This window comes from Pedobacter rhodius, from assembly GCF_027213645.1.
In the GTDB taxonomy this organism is placed as follows: domain Bacteria; phylum Bacteroidota; class Bacteroidia; order Sphingobacteriales; family Sphingobacteriaceae; genus Pedobacter; species Pedobacter rhodius.
This window is the reverse complement of sequence record NZ_JAPWGL010000003.1, coordinates 681,046-701,143: the sequence shown is the minus strand read 5'-3', so window position 1 is coordinate 701,143 and position 20,098 is coordinate 681,046. Positions and strand designations below refer to the sequence as shown.

General features: G+C 36.1%; 17 protein-coding genes and 1 tRNA gene. 4 read left to right on the top strand and 14 right to left on the bottom strand.

Features of this window, described 5'->3' with window-relative positions; all coding sequences use genetic code 11:
- Positions 1-41: 41 nt before the first annotated feature.
- The 7 genes from O0931_RS13110 to O0931_RS13080 form a co-directional block, all read right to left on the bottom strand.
- Positions 42-857, bottom strand: coding sequence for an energy transducer TonB (locus tag O0931_RS13110; RefSeq protein ID WP_269416030.1), 816 nt, complete (start codon positions 855-857; stop codon positions 42-44).
- An 18-nt stretch (positions 858-875) separates the two neighbouring features.
- Positions 876-1,382 (bottom strand): ExbD/TolR family protein, encoded by a 507-nt coding sequence (locus O0931_RS13105; RefSeq protein WP_269416029.1) that lies wholly within the window; start codon positions 1,380-1,382, stop codon positions 876-878.
- A 3-nt stretch (positions 1,383-1,385) separates the two neighbouring features.
- Positions 1,386-2,003, bottom strand: coding sequence for a biopolymer transporter ExbD (locus O0931_RS13100; protein ID WP_269416028.1), 618 nt, complete (start codon positions 2,001-2,003; stop codon positions 1,386-1,388).
- A gap of 78 nt (positions 2,004-2,081) precedes the next feature.
- The gene (locus O0931_RS13095; protein ID WP_269416027.1) at positions 2,082-2,912 is read right to left on the bottom strand and encodes a MotA/TolQ/ExbB proton channel family protein; all 831 of its coding nucleotides are present in this window, start codon (positions 2,910-2,912) and stop codon (positions 2,082-2,084) included.
- A gap of 298 nt (positions 2,913-3,210) precedes the next feature.
- A complete protein-coding gene (pckA, locus tag O0931_RS13090) occupies positions 3,211-4,806 on the bottom strand; it encodes a phosphoenolpyruvate carboxykinase (ATP) (protein WP_269416026.1) in 1,596 nt (531 codons plus the stop codon).
- Between the two features lie 177 nt (positions 4,807-4,983).
- Positions 4,984-5,334 (bottom strand): translation initiation factor, encoded by a 351-nt coding sequence (locus O0931_RS13085; RefSeq protein ID WP_269416025.1) that lies wholly within the window; start codon positions 5,332-5,334, stop codon positions 4,984-4,986.
- Between the two features lie 63 nt (positions 5,335-5,397).
- Positions 5,398-6,279 carry a diacylglycerol/lipid kinase family protein gene (locus O0931_RS13080; protein ID WP_331283627.1) on the bottom strand — a complete coding sequence of 294 codons (882 nt, stop codon included), beginning with the start codon at positions 6,277-6,279 and terminating at the stop codon, positions 5,398-5,400.
- A 225-nt stretch (positions 6,280-6,504) separates the two neighbouring features.
- On the opposite strand from O0931_RS13080, the gene metK reads away from it, so the two are divergent.
- Positions 6,505-7,755, top strand: coding sequence for a methionine adenosyltransferase (gene metK, locus O0931_RS13075; protein ID WP_269416024.1), 1,251 nt, complete (start codon positions 6,505-6,507; stop codon positions 7,753-7,755).
- Between the two features lie 48 nt (positions 7,756-7,803).
- Here the strand turns inward: metK and O0931_RS13070 are convergent, their stop codons facing one another.
- Positions 7,804-8,331, bottom strand: a complete 528-nt coding sequence (locus O0931_RS13070) for a biopolymer transporter ExbD (protein ID WP_269416023.1) — start codon at positions 8,329-8,331, stop codon at positions 7,804-7,806.
- 179 nt (positions 8,332-8,510) lie between these two features.
- Here O0931_RS13070 and O0931_RS13065 point away from each other — a divergent pair, with 179 nt between their 5' ends.
- Complete coding sequence (locus O0931_RS13065) at positions 8,511-8,855, top strand: hypothetical protein (protein ID WP_269416022.1); 345 nt, start codon at positions 8,511-8,513, stop codon at positions 8,853-8,855.
- 568 nt (positions 8,856-9,423) lie between these two features.
- Here O0931_RS13065 and O0931_RS13060 read toward each other — a convergent pair.
- A complete protein-coding gene (locus O0931_RS13060) occupies positions 9,424-11,373 on the bottom strand; it encodes a glycoside hydrolase family 97 protein (RefSeq protein ID WP_269416021.1) in 1,950 nt (649 codons plus the stop codon).
- A 215-nt stretch (positions 11,374-11,588) separates the two neighbouring features.
- On the opposite strand from O0931_RS13060, the gene O0931_RS13055 reads away from it, so the two are divergent.
- On the top strand, positions 11,589-13,301 hold the full coding sequence (locus tag O0931_RS13055) for an FAD/NAD(P)-binding protein (RefSeq protein WP_269416020.1): 1,713 nt from the start codon (positions 11,589-11,591) through the stop codon (positions 13,299-13,301).
- Between the two features lie 83 nt (positions 13,302-13,384).
- On the opposite strand, the gene O0931_RS13050 is transcribed toward O0931_RS13055, so the two are convergent.
- Both O0931_RS13050 and O0931_RS13045 read right to left on the bottom strand, forming a co-directional pair.
- Positions 13,385-15,799, bottom strand: a complete 2,415-nt coding sequence (locus O0931_RS13050) for a hybrid sensor histidine kinase/response regulator (protein WP_269416019.1) — start codon at positions 15,797-15,799, stop codon at positions 13,385-13,387.
- A gap of 87 nt (positions 15,800-15,886) precedes the next feature.
- Positions 15,887-16,192 (bottom strand): hypothetical protein, encoded by a 306-nt coding sequence (locus O0931_RS13045; RefSeq protein ID WP_269416018.1) that lies wholly within the window; start codon positions 16,190-16,192, stop codon positions 15,887-15,889.
- An 813-nt stretch (positions 16,193-17,005) separates the two neighbouring features.
- Here O0931_RS13045 and O0931_RS13040 point away from each other — a divergent pair.
- Positions 17,006-17,584 carry a DUF1543 domain-containing protein gene (locus O0931_RS13040; RefSeq protein ID WP_269416017.1) on the top strand — a complete coding sequence of 193 codons (579 nt, stop codon included), beginning with the start codon at positions 17,006-17,008 and terminating at the stop codon, positions 17,582-17,584.
- A gap of 42 nt (positions 17,585-17,626) precedes the next feature.
- Here the strand turns inward: O0931_RS13040 and O0931_RS13035 are convergent.
- From O0931_RS13035 to O0931_RS13025, 3 genes are all read right to left on the bottom strand, one after another.
- Positions 17,627-17,700 (bottom strand) — tRNA-Asp (locus O0931_RS13035).
- A 105-nt stretch (positions 17,701-17,805) separates the two neighbouring features.
- Complete coding sequence (prfA, locus tag O0931_RS13030; RefSeq protein ID WP_269416016.1) at positions 17,806-18,879, bottom strand: peptide chain release factor 1; 1,074 nt, start codon at positions 18,877-18,879, stop codon at positions 17,806-17,808.
- A 385-nt stretch (positions 18,880-19,264) separates the two neighbouring features.
- Positions 19,265-20,038 carry a UDP-2,3-diacylglucosamine diphosphatase gene (locus O0931_RS13025; RefSeq protein WP_269416015.1) on the bottom strand — a complete coding sequence of 258 codons (774 nt, stop codon included), beginning with the start codon at positions 20,036-20,038 and terminating at the stop codon, positions 19,265-19,267.
- Positions 20,039-20,098 lie beyond the last annotated feature (60 nt).

The window sequence follows — 20,098 nt, the reverse complement described above, 5'->3', positions numbered from 1 at the left end:
TAGGCGATTTTTGCTTAAAAATATCAAAATTTAACATTCTACTATTGAAGTGTAAAGTTAATGTTGATGTTGTATTTTACACGTACAGGTTTACCGTTCTGAATACCCGGAACCCAACGCGGACTAGCTTTTAGTACACGTTTAGCTTCTTCGTCAGTACCGCTACCTAAACCGCGTGTTACTACGATATCAGTTAGTTCACCATTACGCTCCACAACGAAAGATAACCAAACTTTACCCTGAACATTGTTTTCCTGAGCCATCGGTGGATACTTCATTGTTTTTTGCAAGAAAGCATAAAACTTCGACATACCGCCCGGGAATTCAGGAACTTTTTCGATACTAACAAAGTCATAAACTTTATTATCATCTACAGCAACTGCAGCTTCACGCTTAGGTCCTTCACCAACTGGTTCAGCAATAACAATATCTGCAGTAGGGTCACCTTTAATATCTTTTTGTCCTGGATCTGCCTCTTTCAATTTTTCAACTGTAGGTGGTTCGTCCTGCACTTCAATATCCGGTTTTACAATCGGAGGTGGCATTTTTACCTGATCCACTTTTGGTGGCGGTGGCTCTACCGGCGGTGGTGGCGGTGTTTCAGGGTTAACAGGAGGAGGTGGGCTTAGCACAACTTCCTGTGCCTTCAATTTTTCCTCTTCCGGAATAGCACCCTTTATAAGGCTGTAGATTTTTGGTGAGAAAAACAAAATCAAGAATACAACTGAACCGTATAAAAGTGCTTTCGTTGTATTGTTGGCGCTACCTTTTCTTAATTGATAAGCACCATAAGCTTTGTTTTTATCAGCAAAAACGACTTCCAGCCATTCTTTTCTAAATATATCTAACTTCGACATAATTCCTGATTTTATTAATTATAAAATACCTTGTTCTTTCATGAAATCTTTCTCACTATCAAGAATGTTATCATCATCAATCTGACGGGATTTCACTTTCATAATCTCTAACTCATCCATCATATCAACAAAGTTTTGGAAAGTAGAACCTGAAGTTGGTTTTACAAGAACTGTAAACTCTCCGGAAACACCGGAATTATTAGCTTTTGTTCTATTTTCTTCAATTGATTTTTCGATCTGATTTAAAGATTCAATTGTTGGAGCACTTTTACCTGCTTCACCCATGTACCATGCAACTTTATTATTTTTACCTAATAAAACAGTCATGGTTTTGGTCGCTTTAAGCTCCAATCTGTTTTCCGGCATTTTTTCATTTTTATCCGGTTTAGCAATATCCATTGCCTGAGGCGTAGATATTACAGTGGTTAAGATAAAGAATGTTACCAAAAGAAACATCAAATCCACCATTGGAGTCATATCGACCCTTGGCGTGGCTTTCTTCCCGCCTGTGTTTAATTCTGCCATTTCTTATTTCTTCTTTTTAGCTTCAGCATTTGTAACTAACAAAAACTTGTTAATACTTTGTTTCTGAAGGATATCAACAACCTTTTTCACAACAGGATATTCTTCTTTAGCATCGCCCTTGATGCTTAGTCGCATATCCATATTATTCAACTCTTTAGTGGCTTTACGAGCATTTAGCACCCACGAATTCAACTGATTATCGGTTGAATCTGCAGGGATACCTGGCTGAACACCAGGCTTCATACGATCAGCACCATTCATTGCGATTAATGATTTCAGGTTCTGAATCGGAACTCCAAAACTTGATATTCCGGAGAACCGGTTAATCTCTTCAGGTGTGAAGGTAATTTTGTATTGCTCGCCCATCAGCTCTAATGTTCTTGCTCTTACTTTCTGACCTGCAACTTCGAAGAAAACCTTTCCCTGCCCAATTGTTAAAATTGCGTTGTTTTCTACAGGCACCTTAAACTCATAAGTAGATGAGGGTGTAGAAACAGCTAGGGGTTCCGGTTGTCTTGCCGTAGCAGTCAAAATGAAGAAAGTAAGTAACAATGATGCCACATCACACATGGCCGTCATATCTGTTACCGTACTTGTTCTTTTAACTTTAATTCTAGGCATAATATTTTTACTAGTTTTTAATAATGATGATCTTTTTTCCGGTTTTCCATAAAGCCGGTAAAAATTTTTTCAAAATTCTTATTTATGCGAACTAGCGTAAGTTTGAACGATGCTAAATCCTGCTTCATCAATTGCATAAGTTAACTTATCAATTTTAGAAGTTAAGATATTATACATAATAATTGCTAAAGTAGATACAGCAATACCAGTCATTGTATTAATTAACGCCTCAGAGATACCTACCGCTAATGCTGATTGATCCGGAGCACCAGAGTTAGCTAAACCCGCGAATGCACGAATCATACCTGTTACCGTGCCTAATAAACCGATTAATGTACCGATTGATACTAAAGTTGCAATTACAGTTAAGTTTTGCTCTAACATCGGCATTTCTAAAGCTGTAGCTTCTTCCACTTCTTTTTGAATAGCAACGATTGATTGCTCAACGTCCATATTTGTGTCAGCTTCAACTTCGCTGTATTTTTTTAAACCTGATTTAATTACAGCTGCAACAGAACCTTGTTGTTTATCGCATTCTGCTTTTGCAGCTTCGATGTTACCCGAATTTAAGAAACCTTTTACTTTGATGATAAAAGTATCTAAGCTTGATTTACCACTTGCTTTACCAATAACGATTAAACGCTCGATAGAGAAAACGATAACGACTAAAAGCAAGCCGATTAAGATAGCTACAATCGGACCACCTTTATAAGCTGTACCAGGATAGTTGTTAGGTAATGGTAAATTATTGTTGTCTCCTCCGATAAAGTTATCAGAAGCACCCAATACGAATCTCCAGATGATAAATCCGATAACGATACAAATTGGAATAACAAATGTTGCAAATACATTCGATGCACTTGAAGAGCTTTCAGTTTTAACAGTTGTTGGTTTTGGTGCGTTTGCCATTTTTTTAATTTTTAGTTTTAGTTCTTGTTTTTAATTTTTAGCTGTTTTTTTATATTGTATTACACACAACGTAAGTTTACCTGATTTTGTTGCGAAAACAAATTTATAAATTGATTTTAAATTACAAATTAATAAATCAATAAACAATTAAATCGTTACTTAACTTTTTAGTTCACCATTTATCCGTTGGGTATATAACAAAAAAATTGCCTCAGCCGGAGGCAATTCTTCCACAATAAAAACTAAAAAAAAATCGAATTGCAAATTTTTTGCGTAAAAAATGCATTTAAACCGACATTTAACACATTTTTAACGCTTCTTCAGCAAGTTTTGATGTTTTGACCTGTTCAAATTGCCTGAAATTTTCTTTGAATGCATTATTCAGCTCGTACGCTTTTAAAAAATATTCTTCCTGATTATCCCAGGTTTTAGCAGGATCTAAAACTTCACTTGGAACATTAGGGCAATATAAAGGCATCATTAATTTAAATACATGATGCAGTTTATAATTATTATGCGCCAAATCTCCATTCAATGCAGCAGTGATCATGGCTCTTGTATAATTCAATTTCATTCTTTTGCCAACACCATAAGGCCCGCCGGTCCAGCCGGTATTTACCAGCCAAACATCCACGTTATTTTCTCTAATCTTTTTACCTAATAAATCCGCGTATTTTGATGGATGCAAAGGCAAAAATGCTTTTCCAAAACAGGCTGAAAAAGTTAGCTGCGGTTCGGTTACGCCGGTTTCTGTTCCTGCAACTTTGGCTGTGTAACCGCTCATAAAGTGAAACATAGCCTGTTCGGCTGTTAATTTCGATATCGGAGGAAGCACGCCGAAAGCATCAGCGGTTAAGAAAAAGATATTTTTAGGGACTGAAGCCACTGATGGTATAATAGAATTATCGATGTAATCTATCGGATAGGCAACCCTTGTATTTTCAGTTTTTTCGATGTTCGAGAAATCTACATCATGGCTATCCGGATAGAAGTTTATGTTTTCCAATAAAGCGCCAAATTTAATTGCTTTATATATTTGAGGCTCTTTTTCCAGGGTTAGATCTACGCATTTTGCATAACAACCCCCTTCGAAATTAAAAATTGAATCTGCGCCCCAGCCATGTTCATCATCACCAATTAAGGCTCGCTGAGGATCTGCTGATAATGTCGTCTTTCCGGTTCCCGATAATCCGAAAAATATAGCGGTATCGCCATCCACCCCAACATTTGCGGAACAGTGCATCGACAGTGTATCCTTATAAATAGGTAACAGAAAATTTAAAACAGAGAATATTCCTTTTTTAATTTCCCCGGTATAGCCTGTTCCGCCTATCAAAATCATTTTCCTTTTGAAATTAATGACGGAAAAATTTTCCTGCCTTGTACCGTCAACCAGCGGATTAGCCAAAAAACCGGGTGCTGCAATAATGGTCCATTCAGGTGTGGTACCCAAATCCTTTTCTGCAGGCCGGATAAATAAATTACTTGCAAAAAGATTTTGGTATGCAGTTTCAGTAACTACCCTGATTGATATTGAATAATCCGGATTTGCACAAGCTGATGCATCCCTTACATAAATTACCTTATTATTCAGATAATCTGTGATTTTATTGAACAGCGCATTAAAATTTTCTGAACTGAATTTGATATTAACATCACCCCACCAAACGCTGTTTTCCGTAACCTCGTCGCAAACGATAAATCTATCTTTAGGCGAACGTCCGGTAAATTTCCCTGTATCGACAGCCAAAGCACCTGAAGAGGCCAAAACACCTTCCTGATTTTGAAGTGCTTCTTTAACCAATTCGGCAGCAGATAACTGATATTTTAAACATAAACCAGCCTGTAGATTTAAATAGCTTAAATCCGGCATTTGCAGTTCCATTTTGCTCATAACAATAAGTTAGTTAGTGGAGCAAATGTAAATAGATTTTTACGGAAGAATCAAATTTTTTAAAGGCTTTTTTTACATATTGTAGCTTATACACTATGATTTAAAAAACTGATAATCAGAACTTTAATTATAAAAAACAAGATTAAAAAAAATCAAAAAAATACACTAAGCCGCTGATCAGCCCCCTGCTTTCTTTGCTTTAAAACCGTCTTTTTGGAGTATTAGCATAACCTTATCTTTTACATCGCCCTGGATAAGGATTTCACCATCTTTAACCGAACCACCAACACCACATTTATTTTTAAGCATTTTGCCTAAAATCTCTAAATCTTCCGTTTTCCCTTTAAAGCCTGTTATCAGCGTTACCGCTTTACCGCCACGATTCTTTTTGTCGAGCATAACCCGCAAATCCTGCTGTTGATTTGGTACTGTAACCGCATCATCTATTTCTTGTTCATACTCAAATTCAGGATTTGTAGAATACATAATTCCACCTAAATCGCTTAAGCTATTTTTTTTCGGTTTCATAACACAAATGTAGGATGTATAACGGGAGATGTAAAATGAAGAAAGTAAGATGTAAAAAACAAATTAAGGTACTATTACTTCTAAAGATAAAGGGTTTACGGTAACTTGTATTTCTTTACCCATTTTTAAAGGCTCGCCATCAACATGCACCGGGCCATCTTTTAACCTGGAGATTTTAATGTTTTTTCCTTTAATAATTTCTATCATTCCGGATGTTTCCGCTGTGCCTTTCAATAAAACATAGCTTAAAACCGGTAATTTTAGTATAGAAAATGGTTTTATGATACAAACATCAAGCAAGCCATCTTTCACTGAAGCATCAGGTGCAATGTAAACGTCATTGCCATACTGAGATGAATTGGCAATGGTTACGGCAAAAGCTTTTCTTTTATAGTTGACCCCATCAATGTTAATACTGTACACTTCGTCTTTATAGCTGAAAACTTCTTTAAGACTTAGTTTAATGTATCCGGCCAAACCTCTTTTTTTATCCTTGGAAAAAGCAGAACTTAAATGGGCATCAAAACCCATTCCTGCCAAATTGAAGAAACATTTGTTATTAAAAGTAGCGGAATCGATTTTTTCAGTTTTAAGTTGATTAATTAATAAGATAGCTGCTTTTAAATTTTGAGGGATATTTAAGAACCTGGCTAAACCATTTCCAGAGCCTAAAGGTAAAATCCCAAGTATTTTCCGATGTTCAAGAACTTTTGATGCAACTTCATTTATAGTTCCATCGCCTCCGGCTGCCACAATTATGTCAAAATCCTTGGCTATTGCTTCTTCAACTATTTCGGTTGCATGGCCGGCATATTCAGTTAAAAGGAAGTTTGCATTAAACTTTTCTTTATCCAAATACTTATCTATAAGGGCAGGGATGCGCAATTTTGCCTTACCCCCCGATATTGGGTTAATTACGAATAAAATATTGGTTTTGATCTGCAAGGCTTTAGAATGAGGACACAAAATAATCTATAATTTTTGAAATAAAGAAAATATGCTAATTTTGCAGCGTTAAAAGTGGATTGATTTGCGATGTTTCGATAACCGGAACGGGATTGCAACCACTCAAAAAAAAGTGCTAATACCTTCCTACACACAAATGAACCTGGTTTCAGGGAACATTAGCACCTGTTAAATTGTTTTAATTTCATCTTAATTATTTAATACATGTCGTATTTATTTACATCAGAATCTGTATCTGAAGGCCATCCTGATAAAATTGCCGATCAAATTTCGGATGCTTTAATTGATAACTTTTTAGCTTTCGATGCCGAATCGAAGGTGGCTTGCGAAACTTTAGTTACAACAGGTCAGGTTATTTTAGCCGGAGAAGTAAAATCTAAAACTTATCTCGATGTTCAGCAAATTGCCCGTGATGTAATCAAGAAAATCGGTTACACCAAAAGTGAATACATGTTCGAAGCGAATTCTTGCGGTATTCTATCTGCTATTCATGAACAATCGCAGGATATTAACCAGGGTGTAGACCGAACGAACAAAGAAGAGCAGGGCGCAGGCGACCAGGGTATGATGTTTGGTTATGCAACAAACGAAACGGAAGATTATATGCCCCTGGCATTAGATTTATCACATAAATTATTACAGGAACTTGCGGTTTTACGCCGTGAAAATAATGAAATTACCTATTTACGCCCGGATGCGAAAAGCCAGGTTACTTTAGAGTACGACGACAATAATAAACCTGTTCGTATTGATGCGATTGTAATTTCCACCCAGCATGATGATTTTGATGAAGAAGCGACAATGCTTGCTAAAATCAAAAAAGATTTGGTTGAAATTTTAATTCCCAGAATTATTAAGAACAACCCTCAATACGCACACTTATTCAACGATAAAATTGAATACCATATTAACCCAACCGGTAAGTTCGTAATTGGTGGCCCGCATGGGGATACCGGTTTAACCGGCCGTAAAATCATTGTGGATACTTATGGAGGTAAAGGTGCACATGGTGGTGGTGCTTTTTCAGGTAAAGACCCGAGTAAAGTAGACAGAAGTGCGGCTTATGCAACCCGCCACATTGCTAAAAACCTGGTTGCTGCCGGCATTGCTGATGAAATCCTGGTTCAGGTTTCTTACGCCATCGGTGTTGCAAAACCAATGGGTATTTACATTAACACTTATGGCACAGGTAAAGTAAATAAAACAGATGGTGAAATCGCTAAAATCGTAGAGTCCATTTTCGATATGCGCCCCTACTTTATTGAGCAACGCTTAAAACTTAGAAACCCAATCTATAGTGAAACTGCTGCTTATGGACACATGGGCCGTACACCGGCAACGGTGACCAAAACTTTCAGAACGCCAAATGGTGAAGAAAAAAGCGTAACCGTAGAATTATTTACCTGGGAAAAATTAGACTTCGTAGATAAAGTTAAAGCTGCTTTCAGCATTTAATTAATTAATACAACAGAAAAAGCCCCGACAAAATCGGGGCTTTTTTGGTTATATGCCTTTCAATTTCATGAAATCTATTTCCTTCGCAGAAATGTTTTCATCATCAATGGCATAAGATTTTATTGCTGCAATTTTCATTTCATCTATCACATCAATAAAATCTTTATAAGTAGCCGCCTTTGTTGGTTTAATAATTACCATCATAAACTTTTCAGGTTTATTAGCATGCCTCTTTGCAGCGACTAATTTGTTTGCCGTAATCTTACTTTCAATTTGCGAAAGATTGCAGGTTTCCAGCTTCGCTTTTTCTGTTTCGCCCATGTAATAGGCTGCTTGTCCATTTTTACCCAGCAAAATTGTCATTGTACGCGATGCCGGATATGGGCCTTTTACATCATTAGGAACTGGTTTGGAAATATCTGCTGCTTTCAGTTCAGATAGCGTTGTTGTAAGCATGAAAAAAGTTGTAAGCAGAAACATCAGATCGACCATTGCGGTTAAATCTACTTTAGGTGCTGCTTTTTTTGGTCTTCCTTTTTCAGCCTTGCTGCTGTTGGAGATTTCGAGATTTGCCATATTGTTTAGGTTTTTTAAACAAGATGAAAACCAAGTTCATTTTACATAAAAATGGTTTAATAAATTTTGTTACCGATTAAGAAATACCAATAACCAATGATTATCGGGTTTCGTTATTAATAAAAGGACAAAACCATTTACCATACCACGTGTTTAATTAATACTAAAATCTTATAACTATGGAACAGCCAATTGCAATGAACACTTTGAGTCAAATTTTAGAGAAATTGAGGCTGAAAGGAAAAGATAACGAATTAAAAATGACCGATCATGGCAAAATGCAAAGCCAAAATGGTAAAATTTATAAGCCTGAAGATTTAACGATCGTTAAAACATATCGTTTTGAAGGTGATTCTGACCCGGCAGATAATTCAGTACTTTACCTTACTGAAGATAAGGATAAAGAAATTGGTTATATTTTAGATGCTTATGGCATTTACTCAGATAATGATGGCCCATCTTTTGATGATTTCCTTAAAAAAATACCAACTGAAAATAGAGATGAACAAGAATTATTCTGTTAAGCAGCTGGTAAATTAAATTATGAAATAGCGGCGTGGAAAATCCATGCTGCTATTATTTAACAATACAATAATAAAAATTCCTGTATTTATTTAATTTCAGCTGAAAATCCTTTCTGTATCTCTTTTACCCATACGGTTTTGGTGTCTATCCATGAAAAGGTATAAGTAAAAAAAATAAACATGAAGATGGCGATAAGAAATGTTACCATCATTTTGTTTGTTGTTTCAATTTGATTTTGTGTTCTTCCCTGACCCATAACAATATATTTTTAATGATTTGAGCAAGCCTGACAGCTAACCTTAACTACAGGCAAGAAAACCCTAATAAATCCAATTTGTTTTAAGATTTTTCGAAAAGTGCGAAAATGACTTAAAAAGGTGGCATAAATAATCTTCTCACCAACAAAAGCTGTGAAAATAATTTATTTCAAATCAGAGATTGCTTATTTTCCATCTTTTTAAATACTCAAAGAACAAATTCCGGTAGTAATCTTTATATCAATTGTTCATCCGTTTAACTGATGCATTCTCCGGCCACGATATTAAATAGCATTAATTCATCATGTTGTTAGTTTAAAGGAACCAGATGAGCTGCATAGCCACCATCCTTAACCATATCTATATTTATTTTATCGCCTGATTTAATTTTCATGTTTAATCGTTTGAAATCCATTGCTTGAAAATCTGCGTTGATACCATCTTTGATCAATGTTAATTCATAACTTTTATCTTTCGACAGAAAGTCGGTGTCTATCATTATTTTACGTTCTGTACTGTTTGTCATTGCCCCTACAAACCACTCCTGCCCTTTTCTTTTTGCCGTAACAATATATTCTCCAATTTCAGCTTTAATTATTTTAGTTTCGTCCCATGTTACAGGAATACCAGTAATAAAAGAAGTTGTTTCAGGTTCCCGAAGGTAATTAAAGGGATTATCAGCCAACATCTGAAAGCCACTTTCGAATACGATATACATTGCAATTTGGTGTGCCCTGGTACCAATGCTCATCACATTTATCCAATTCGCCTTATAATCTTTCGGATGTCCTGAACGCATTGCACCGGGTGTATAATCCATCGGCCCGACTGCATTTCTTAAAAAAGGAAGAAATAAATTATTTTTTGGGGTAGCTAAACCACCGCCGATGTTCTGCTCCATACCGATTACACCTTCGTAAGAAAGTACATTCGGATAAGCCACCTCTAAACCAGCGGGTTTAAAAGCGCCATGAAAATCAACTAATATGTGGTACCTTGCCGCTTCTTTTGCAATTTTTGTATAATAGTTTACCATCCATTGGTCGCTTCTATCCATAAAATCCACCTTAACACCGGCAATGCCCCACTCTTCCAGTTTTTTAAAAACATCAGGATTTTGTTCAACTGCAAGCCAGGTAAACCATAAAATTATTTTTACGTTTTTCTGTTTGCCATAAGCGATTAATTCCCGGAGGTTAATTGTTGGATTTGGCTCGTAAGGGTTTAATGTTGTTTTCGCCCAACCTTCATCCATAATTATATATGGAATTTTAAATTTCGATGCGAAATCGATATAATATTTATAAGTATCCTGATTATAACCTGATTTAAAATCTACACCATAAACATAGGCATTATGCCACCATTCCCAGGTTACCTGTCCTGGCTTTATCCATGAAAAATCTTTAATTTGATTTGGCGTCGAGAGTTTGTACACCATTTGATTCTCGGGTAAAACCTCATCTTTATCAGAAATTACCATAAACCGCCATGGATAAGAACGCTTTCCGGAGGTTTTTGCGATGTAGTCGTATTCTTTAACAATCTTCAGGTTTCTATCACCATTCGGTGCATAAATTTCCGGGACTTTCGGAAAAATTGCATCTACTGCTCTTCCATTTTTTACCTTTACAAACATTGCCGGGTAATCGTATAGGTCTGCCTCGGAAAGCAGGATTTTATATTTCTTATCCTTAAAAAGAATTGGCAATACGCTCATATTTTGTGCATCAACTTCGCTGAGTTTTTTGTTTTGATACAGAATTTCATAAGAAGTCATAAAGCTCTTTGTCTCCAGATAAGCCGTTGTCACATCTTCAGCAAATTCTAAATGAACATCTTCATTCAAAACAAGTACTGAGTCTTTTTTATTTGTTATAAACCGATAAGCAAAGCCATCGTTATAGGCCCTAAATTCCACGCTATAATCTTTCTTGAAATCGAGACGAAGTAAATTATATTTATTTTCTACAGTGCTATTTTTCAGCGGAACCACGGGTTGAGAAATAGTAGCATGAGCAGAAATTACTTTTTTTAAAAGCTGTGGATTTTCACCTAACTGCTCCTTACCCAAATTTAAATTTAAGAAGGCATTGGAAAGCACCTTATCCGCATTCATGTCAACCGAATAAGCTATTTTACGACCTAAGTTTACCGTAATTTTTATTTTCCTGTCGGGTGAATAAAGCTCGATTGGTGCACTAAAAAGTTTAAATGAGGTTAAAAATATTAAAATAGCTAATGATAATTTGAACTTCATAAAATCGGATAAATTAATTAAGTTTTAAATAACAATAACGTAAATGCGGCGTAGTTACTAAACAAATATATAATTAATAAGGCAATTAAACATTTATAAAACGTTTTAGTTCATTACGAATGCATCTCCTCAGCAAAACTCGTGTGTAATTAATTCAAAACTTTATTTCACGGAAAAGGTTATTTCAATCAACCCTAATAACTTTAAAAAAATAATTGAAAACCTTTAAAAAAATAGCCATTTTAGGCGGTGGCCCGAGTGCGCTTTTCATATTTAAACGCCTGGTAGAATCAGAAAGAACTGATATCAGTATAGAAATTTTCGAGAAAAGCGATAAGCTGGGTTCAGGCATGCCTTATAGCAAGGCCGGGGCAAACGACGAGCACATTACTAATGTATCCGGCAACGAAATTCCCGATCTCGTTACATCCGTTAATGACTGGATACAAACACTTCCTGCGGATTTATTAACGCGCTTTAGAATAAATCCGGACAAGTTTAATGATTATAAAGTTATGCCACGCCTGCTTTTCGGTAAATATTTGACTGCACAGTTTGATTTATTGAAAAACCAGGCAGCGCTATCCGGGATATTAGTGGAAACTTATCTTGGCAAAGAAGTTACAGATATTATCGATTACCCTGAGCAGAACAAAGTAAGGGTAAAACTAGCAGATCAATCAGAATTTGAATACGACAATGTCATTATCTGCACAGGCCATCGCTGGCCTAAGAAGTTTGAAGGTAAAATTCCCGGCTATTTCGATTCGCCTTATCCACCATCAAAATTAGAATTTAAGGTTAATCACCGTGTTGCTATAAAAGGTTCATCATTAACAGCAATTGATGGGATAAGGACCCTCGCCAGGCATAATGGTGAATTTAAACTGGATCAGAATGACAAATTATTATTTGAACCAGCGCCTGGAAGTGAAGATTTTAAAATTGTTATGCATTCAAGAAATGGAATGCTGCCCGCCATCAGGTTTCATTTGGAAGACCCGCATCTTTTAAAAGATTCTATTTTAAGTAAAGCAGAAGTAGCACAGAATAAAGCAGAAAATGACGGCTTTTTAGCGCTTGATTTCGTTTTCGAAAAAAACTTTAAAGAAATGTTTAAAGAGAAAAGGCCTGAATTCTATGCGATTATAAAAGACCTTTCAATGGAAGATTTTGTGACCATTGTAATGAATAAAAGAGAACGTTATGAACCTTTTCAGCTGTTTAAAACTGAATATTTTGAGGCCGAAGAATCCATAAAAAAAGAAGAATCAGTTTACTGGAAAGAACTATTGGCTGTATTAAGTTTTGCCATGAATTACCCGGCAAAATATTTCTCCGCGGAAGATATGCTGAGGCTTCAAAAGACGCTGATGCCATTAATTTCAATCGTTATTGCTTTTGTTCCGCAAAGTTCAGTAGAGGAAATACTGGCGTTAAATGAGGCCGGCGTATTGGAAATCGTTTCTGTAGGTGAAGATGGTGCAGAAGAGGCACAACCTGAAGGAGGTGCTATTTACCACTATACTGATGAAGATGGGCAAAGGCAGTCAAACCAATATGATACATTTATAGATTGTGTTGGCCAACCGCATTTATCTTATCAGGATCTTCCATACCCAAGTCTTATCAGCAAAAAAACAGTTAGCCCGGCAAAAATAAAGTTTAAAGATAATAAAGCCGGAATGGAGGCTAGTAAAACAAATGATAAGGTAGAAAAAGGTATTGACGGTTGTTATTATCTGAATGTTCCAGGCATAACCATTAACGACAATTTCCAGGTCATTAATAATTACAATGCACTAAATGATCGGATTTATATGATGGCTGTACCTTACATTGGTGGCTATAATCCTGATTATTCAGGTCTTGATTTTTGTGAAGCGGCGTCAGAGCGAATAGTAAATGCGCTTTTAAAAACCAATTAGCATCAAGAATTATAACATATTAAAATTAATATATTACTCTTCCGGTAATTTTCTTCGAAATGAAGGAGTTATTGCCAGACCTTTTAAATACCAGTGTCCGTATTCAAAAGGTTTGGATCGCTTCCGGAAAATAATATCTTTTCTTTCGAAAACGCCGTAGTTATTTTTTGATAAAGTATTTTTTCATCTATCGGCTTATACATATAACCGGCCACGCCTAATTTAGAAAGGCGTTCTTTAGTCGCTTTGGTAATGTCAGCGGTAATCACAATTATAGGTATATTAATATTCGATGCACCGGCATCACCTTTTTTTATGGCCGAAATCGCTTCATAGCCATCCATAACAGGCATTTGCAAGTCCATTAATATTAAATCTACAGATTCCTTTTTTATAAGCTCCAGGCATTCAGCACCATCATTCGCCAGGCTCACCTTCGTGTTTTTCCAGTCGCTCATCATCAATTGAATAATCATCTGGTTCATTGGGTTATCCTCAACAATAAGAATATGCTTACCCATTAAATCGTAATCAACTAAAGAATATATATTGATTTCGGCTTCTTTAGGTTGCTGTAACGGATAAGTTATCACAATTTCGCAGGTAGTTCCCTGATCAGGTTCGCTATTAATTTTAATGCTACCGTTATGCAAATCTGTTAAGGCCTTTACAATGCTCAGGCCGATTCCAAAACCGCCATATCTTCTTTTATTGTCGAAGTTGGTTTGTGAAAAAAGTTCGAATATCGTGGCCAGTTTTTCTTTAGGTATTCCCACACCCGTATCCTTCACCATAATATTCAATTGTATCGTATCGACTGTACTGGTTGCTTTTATCTCAAAAATTATATTGCCTTTTGACGTAAATTTTATTGCGTTACCCAAAATATTATAAATAATTTGTTCAAGTCTCGTGCGGTCGCCAATAACATAAACGTCTTTTTTGACAGCGCTGTTGAAATCAAACGTAATCCCTTTATCCCGGCTTTGTTTTCCGGCACTTGAAGCCAGTTCGTATAAGGTTTCATACAAACTGAATTCACTTTTATCGAGTTTAAGTTCACCTTCCTCAATTCTCGAAAAATCCAGGATATCACTAACAGAAGAGAGTAATCCTTTAGACGTATATTTGATTACTTCACAGTTTGCCCTCAACCTGGCATCGTTACTCTCATTTTCCATAATCGCGGCCAAGCCTAAAATTACGTTCAATGGTGTTCTGAGCTCATGGCTCATATTAGAAAGGAAGTACGATTTTATATTATTAAGTTCTTCCGCTTTCTGCAATGCCACAGCCTGGTGTTCCTGCTCCTTACTTTTTAACAAACGAATACGGTTGGCCATAGATAAGGATAGTGCTATTATTTCTAAGGCAAACACGGGTTTAACGATATTATGAATTAAGAAATTTTGCGGTAAGATTTCTAAATTCATGAGTATAACCAATATCAGGGTCACAAAAAGAATGGAAATTCCTGCTACATAAAACCCATCTAAACTTTGTTTTTTATATAATGAGATTACAACAAATAATAAAATTAAAAGCATTCCAAATACAGTAATTGTACTGACTGTCGGATAGGCATACTTCAGAGATCCGGGAAAGAAAATTATGCTTAAAAATATTATGCTTAAAAGGATGTAAATAAATTTAAAACAGCGGTTTATTATCAGATTTCTTTCCCTAATATTCAGCATAATCTCACTGTATCCTGCAAAACAAAAACTGGCAAATATTATGGTAAGAATTTCTACATGCAGGTTTAGCCATGAATTACTCGTACCCAAATACTGGTGATACAGGCCATCACTTGCAAATTGAGATAAACCTGCAAAAAATACATAAGCAGCGTAGTATAAAAAAACTATTTCTTTTAATGCAATAAAAAAGAAAAAGTAGGTGATAATGATGATGGTAAGCAACCCATAAAAGATGCCTAATAAAAATTGCTCATGGTACAATTTATTAAAAAACGTCTGCTCATCTTTCAATACCAGCGGCAATTTATTTATTTGACCATCAGTTTTAATCGAAATATATGCCCTTTTTTTTTCTCCTGCGGCCAGTTCTATTTTAAAGATATTTTTCCGGTTTGCAACACTTTTTTGAGTAAAGTCTAAATTATCTCCGCTTCTTTGAACACCTGTAGGTTTGTTTTCACTAATCAGGTAAAGGTCTACATTATTGGTTGCAGGATCTGCGGCCTCCAGGTAATAGAGCAAGGGCGTATTTGAGGCATTATATAAGTCAAACTTTACCCAATAATTTTGGTTCGTGTAGCCCAAACCATTCTTCATTGTAATTAAAGGTTTAAATTGAAGCTGGTCGCTTTTCATAATAACCTGGTCAATTGAAAGTTCCCTGTTTTCGACATCAAGAATAGATGCAAATTTTTTAAGAGACACTTTTTTAGGCAGTTTACCGACCTCAAACCGATACTGCGCACCAGATGAAGTGATTAAAAAAAGAAGAAGGAACGAGGTTAATAATTTTTTCAAATTTTTATGTGTATTTACAGGTTTCTACTGAAACTTAAAATAATTAACGTGCTGTTCATAAGGCATTCATTTTAGCAATTGCGTTCGTTATTGAATATTTATGGAATCGATTTGAGTGCTGAGAAATGCTGCGGCAGATACAGTGCCCCTTAAAATATTGGACTGCATTTGAATATAACCTTCATATTCGAAATCTAACCCTGACCTACTTAAATACTTCCCGGCATTAAATGGAGCATAGGCGGTTAGCATAACTGCATGCAAAACAGAAAACCAATGACGAAAGGGAACAGAATTTTTATTTTTTGTTACAGGGGAGGGCGCTGCTAATTGTGCAGCTACATTTAACCCCATTAGAATCAGGAGTGATAAAATACAAACTTTTTTAAACATAAATTCATTTATGGTTTAACCAAAGGCTAAGCATAAAATCTTCAATGCGCCAGTTACGGAGCTTCATGAAATATTAATACCAGAGGATAATCGTTTGTTTGTAATACATTTAAGCTGAAAAATATACGCTCAAGCTTAGGTGTACTTTGGTTTTATTAACAACCTGTGTTAATAGCTTTTTTTCTTCGCGCCGAAAGTACACAAAAGCTTGTGTATAATTAATTTTTAACATTATATCACACTTAAAAAAATATTATAATTTACATTTTAATGACAATTTCAAAAGTTTTTGATTAACCTTTGGCACTATTTAAAAATCGCTAACAACCTGCTTCTCTAATTTAGTTATCACAAATATTCTATAATTGAGTAAATCTGATACAGCCGATGCACTCAATTAATTCGTAACTATCCTTTTAAACAAAGATGGATTCGAGAAATAGGTTGTTTTTAAGATATAATTAAGGCTTTTCCTAAACTTTGATAATATTTTTCTAGATAAACAGGTTTTCGATGACGGTTAAGAAAAAACATAATTATTTATTGTTCTCGCGAATTTTGCAGATAAACGCAAATTATGATTGTTTAATATCGTTTTCATGGCAAGGTGTTTTTTCTGCTGATTTCGCAGGTTAACGCAGATTATGGTTCTTTAAGCACCTTTCTATGAAAATCAGTATTTCCGTGGCGGTTTAATTTATGCGTCCCGCTGATTTTGTAGAATTGTAAATCCTACATGAGTTTAAAAAAATTAACGTTTTTAAGGCTGTTTGTCAAAACTTGTTAAAAAGATATTGGTTTAAGAGATTAGCTATGGTAAATGAACAAGAAAATTACAGCCCTAAACTTTTTATGCTTTTACTAGGTTCTAAAGCGCCAAAAAGAAATGTAGAACAGCACGATTATTTTTTCGGGATTGCAAATTCTTTGAAAGAACTCGTTCCTCAAATTAAAGCATTTTGGCCTGAAGCCGGCAACAGCATCCATATAGACGGCTGGCGGGAAGTGAACAATGTTAATGGATATCAGGTAAAAGTTATTCCAAAGGAAGCAAATAAGAATACATCAGACAGAAAATTGTTTTTTATCAACCTCGGTGGTTATCAATCCGGTAAACTCGAAGAACAGCATTACATCGTTTTAACTGTTCAGGATAACCGGGCAAATGCGGTACAGGATTCGAAGAAAACGGTTTTCTTTAAAACGAATTCCATAAAAGGAGCCAACTCACATGTGGATGAAAAATATGGAATTGATGTAGATGATATTTACAAGGTAGAAGATATTTTAGAAGCTCATCTAAAAGAAAAATACCATATTTCCATAGAGCAGGGTTTTGATTTACCAGAAGACGAAATTCACCTTGGCTATTTTAAGTTGGATAAGCTGTAAAAGCAAAAAAGCCTCAACTTTTTCAAGTTAAGGCTTTTCTTGCGGAATGGACGGGACTCGAACCCGCGACCTCCTGCGTGACAGGCAGGCATTCTAACCAGCTGAACTACCACTCCGTTTGTTTGCTTTTTAAAAGTTTAAACCTCTTTCCCCTTTCGAGGTTGCAAATATAGAGACAAAATCGTTATTCGCAAACTTTTTTTTCAAATAATTATAAGTCATTAGCTCACAGCACCTTCTTGCATCTTCTCTGCATTTTCTGCAAATTGAAGCGCATCGATGATCTCCTGAATGTCGCCATCCATAATGGCTGGAAGGTTATACATCGTTAATCCGATACGGTGTTCGGTTACCCGCCCTTGAGGATAATTGTAAGTTCTGATTTTCGCCGAACGGTCGCCGGTTGATACCATTGTTTTACGTTTAGCGGCAATATCGCCATTCTTCTTTTGCAATTCAATATCATATAATTTGCTGCGCAGCATCTCCATAGCAATAACCCGGTTACCCAATTGAGACCGTTCCTGCTGGCAAACCACAACAATGCCCGACGGTTTATGCGTTAACTGTACTTTTGTTTCAACCTTGTTAACGTTTTGTCCGCCTGCACCACCTGAACGTGAGGTCTGCAATTCGATATCGGCCGGATTAATATATAAATCTATTTCTTCTGCTTCAGGTAAAACGGCTACGGAAGCGGCAGAGGTATGCACGCGGCCTTGTGTTTCTGTATCAGGAACCCTTTGAACGCGATGTACGCCACTTTCATACTTGAGCTGACCATAAACATCATCTCCGCTAACTTTCAAGATAACCTCTTTATAACCACCTGCAGTTCCTTCAGTAACATCTACTGTTTCTACCCGCCAGCCTTTGGTTTCAAAATAACGGGTATACATGCGGTATAAATCGCCGGCAAATAATGCAGCTTCATCTCCGCCGGTACCGCCACGAATTTCAAACACAGCATTTTTAGCATCTTCAGGGTCTTTAGGAATCAACATCAAACGGATATTGCTTTCCATTTCTTCCTGTTGTTTCAAAAGCAAATCGAGCTCTTCTTTTGCCATATCACGCATTTCAGGATCTTTTTCAATTGTTAAAATCTCCTTGTTTGCATCGATATTACTCATCACATTTTTGTAGATTTTGTATTCATCTACAATCTTGCCTAAATCTTTATATTCTTTGTTTAAAGCTGCAAAACGTTTCATATCCTGAATTACATCAGGGTTACTCAATTGTTCTTCTACATCTTCCCAACGCTGCTTTATCGCTTCTAATTTATCTAACATATAATTAAAAAATTGATTTTCTTATCGATTGGTTCATCAAAAAATAAGAATCGCAAAAATAAGCAAAAAAGCTGAATTTGTTTGAGACAAGAAAATTAGAGGAAAAGATAAATTAATTTCATTTTTTGGAAATGAACAGTTCTGTTACTATGGCTGTCGAAAGCCCCGCTACCGCTGCAAGTCCTCGCCCGAAGAAACATCGGGCTCCGGGCTTTTCGCTTTATCGGGTTTATAGCCGGGCAACAATTGCTTTATTGAAGCAAAACAATCTGAATTTTTGTTTAAAATAAAAGTTAAAATTTAGGCTTATTTAAATCCTAAAACAGCCATAAAGACCGATGTAATTAAATGGCAACTCTTGTAATTTATTTAACATATCGCTCCACTACGGTCGAGATGACGACTTTGTTGTAGCAGGCTGATTATAGTACTCCAGTTTCAAGTCAACGCCATCAAAAACCGCATAAGAATTATACTTTAACCATTCGCCGGTATTTACATAACGGCTTCCGCCACCCAAATCTAAATCCATCGGCAAATGTCTGTGTCCGTAAATGAAATAATCAAAGTGCTCTTTTTGTAAAATCTTTTTAGAATATACAGCAAGCCATTCATAGTTTATCCCAAAAAAAACTTCTTCGGGATTACTCGCTGCCCGGCTGCTTTTGCTCCATCTGCTTGCGATACCAATTCCTAAATTCGGGTGTAATCTGGCAAATAACCATTGACAAAGCGGGCTTCTGAAAATTTTACGTAAGAATTTATATTTCCTGTCGCCGGGACCCAAACCATCGCCATGATGCAAATAAAATTTCTTTCCGCCCCGCTCCATAATCATTTCATCACTGATAATTTGCATACCAATTTCCTGCGTGAAGTAATTACGCACCCACATGTCGTGGTTGCCTTTAAAAAAGTAGATTTTAATACCGGAATCTGCCATTGAAGCTAACTTCCCCTGCAAACGAATAAATCCTTTAGGAATTACTTTTTCATACTCAAACCAAAAGTCAAAAATATCGCCGATTAGGAATAACTCGGAACAGGTTGGTTCTATAAAGTTAAGCCAGCTCACAATGCGTTCCTCGCGGGCACGGCTATCGGCATAGTTTGGTGTGCCTAAATGAAAATCGGAAGCGAAATAAATGTTTTTACTCATGTACAAATCAAAGGTAAGGAAAAAGACTAAAGCGGAAAGCTTAAAGGCCAAAGCGGAAAG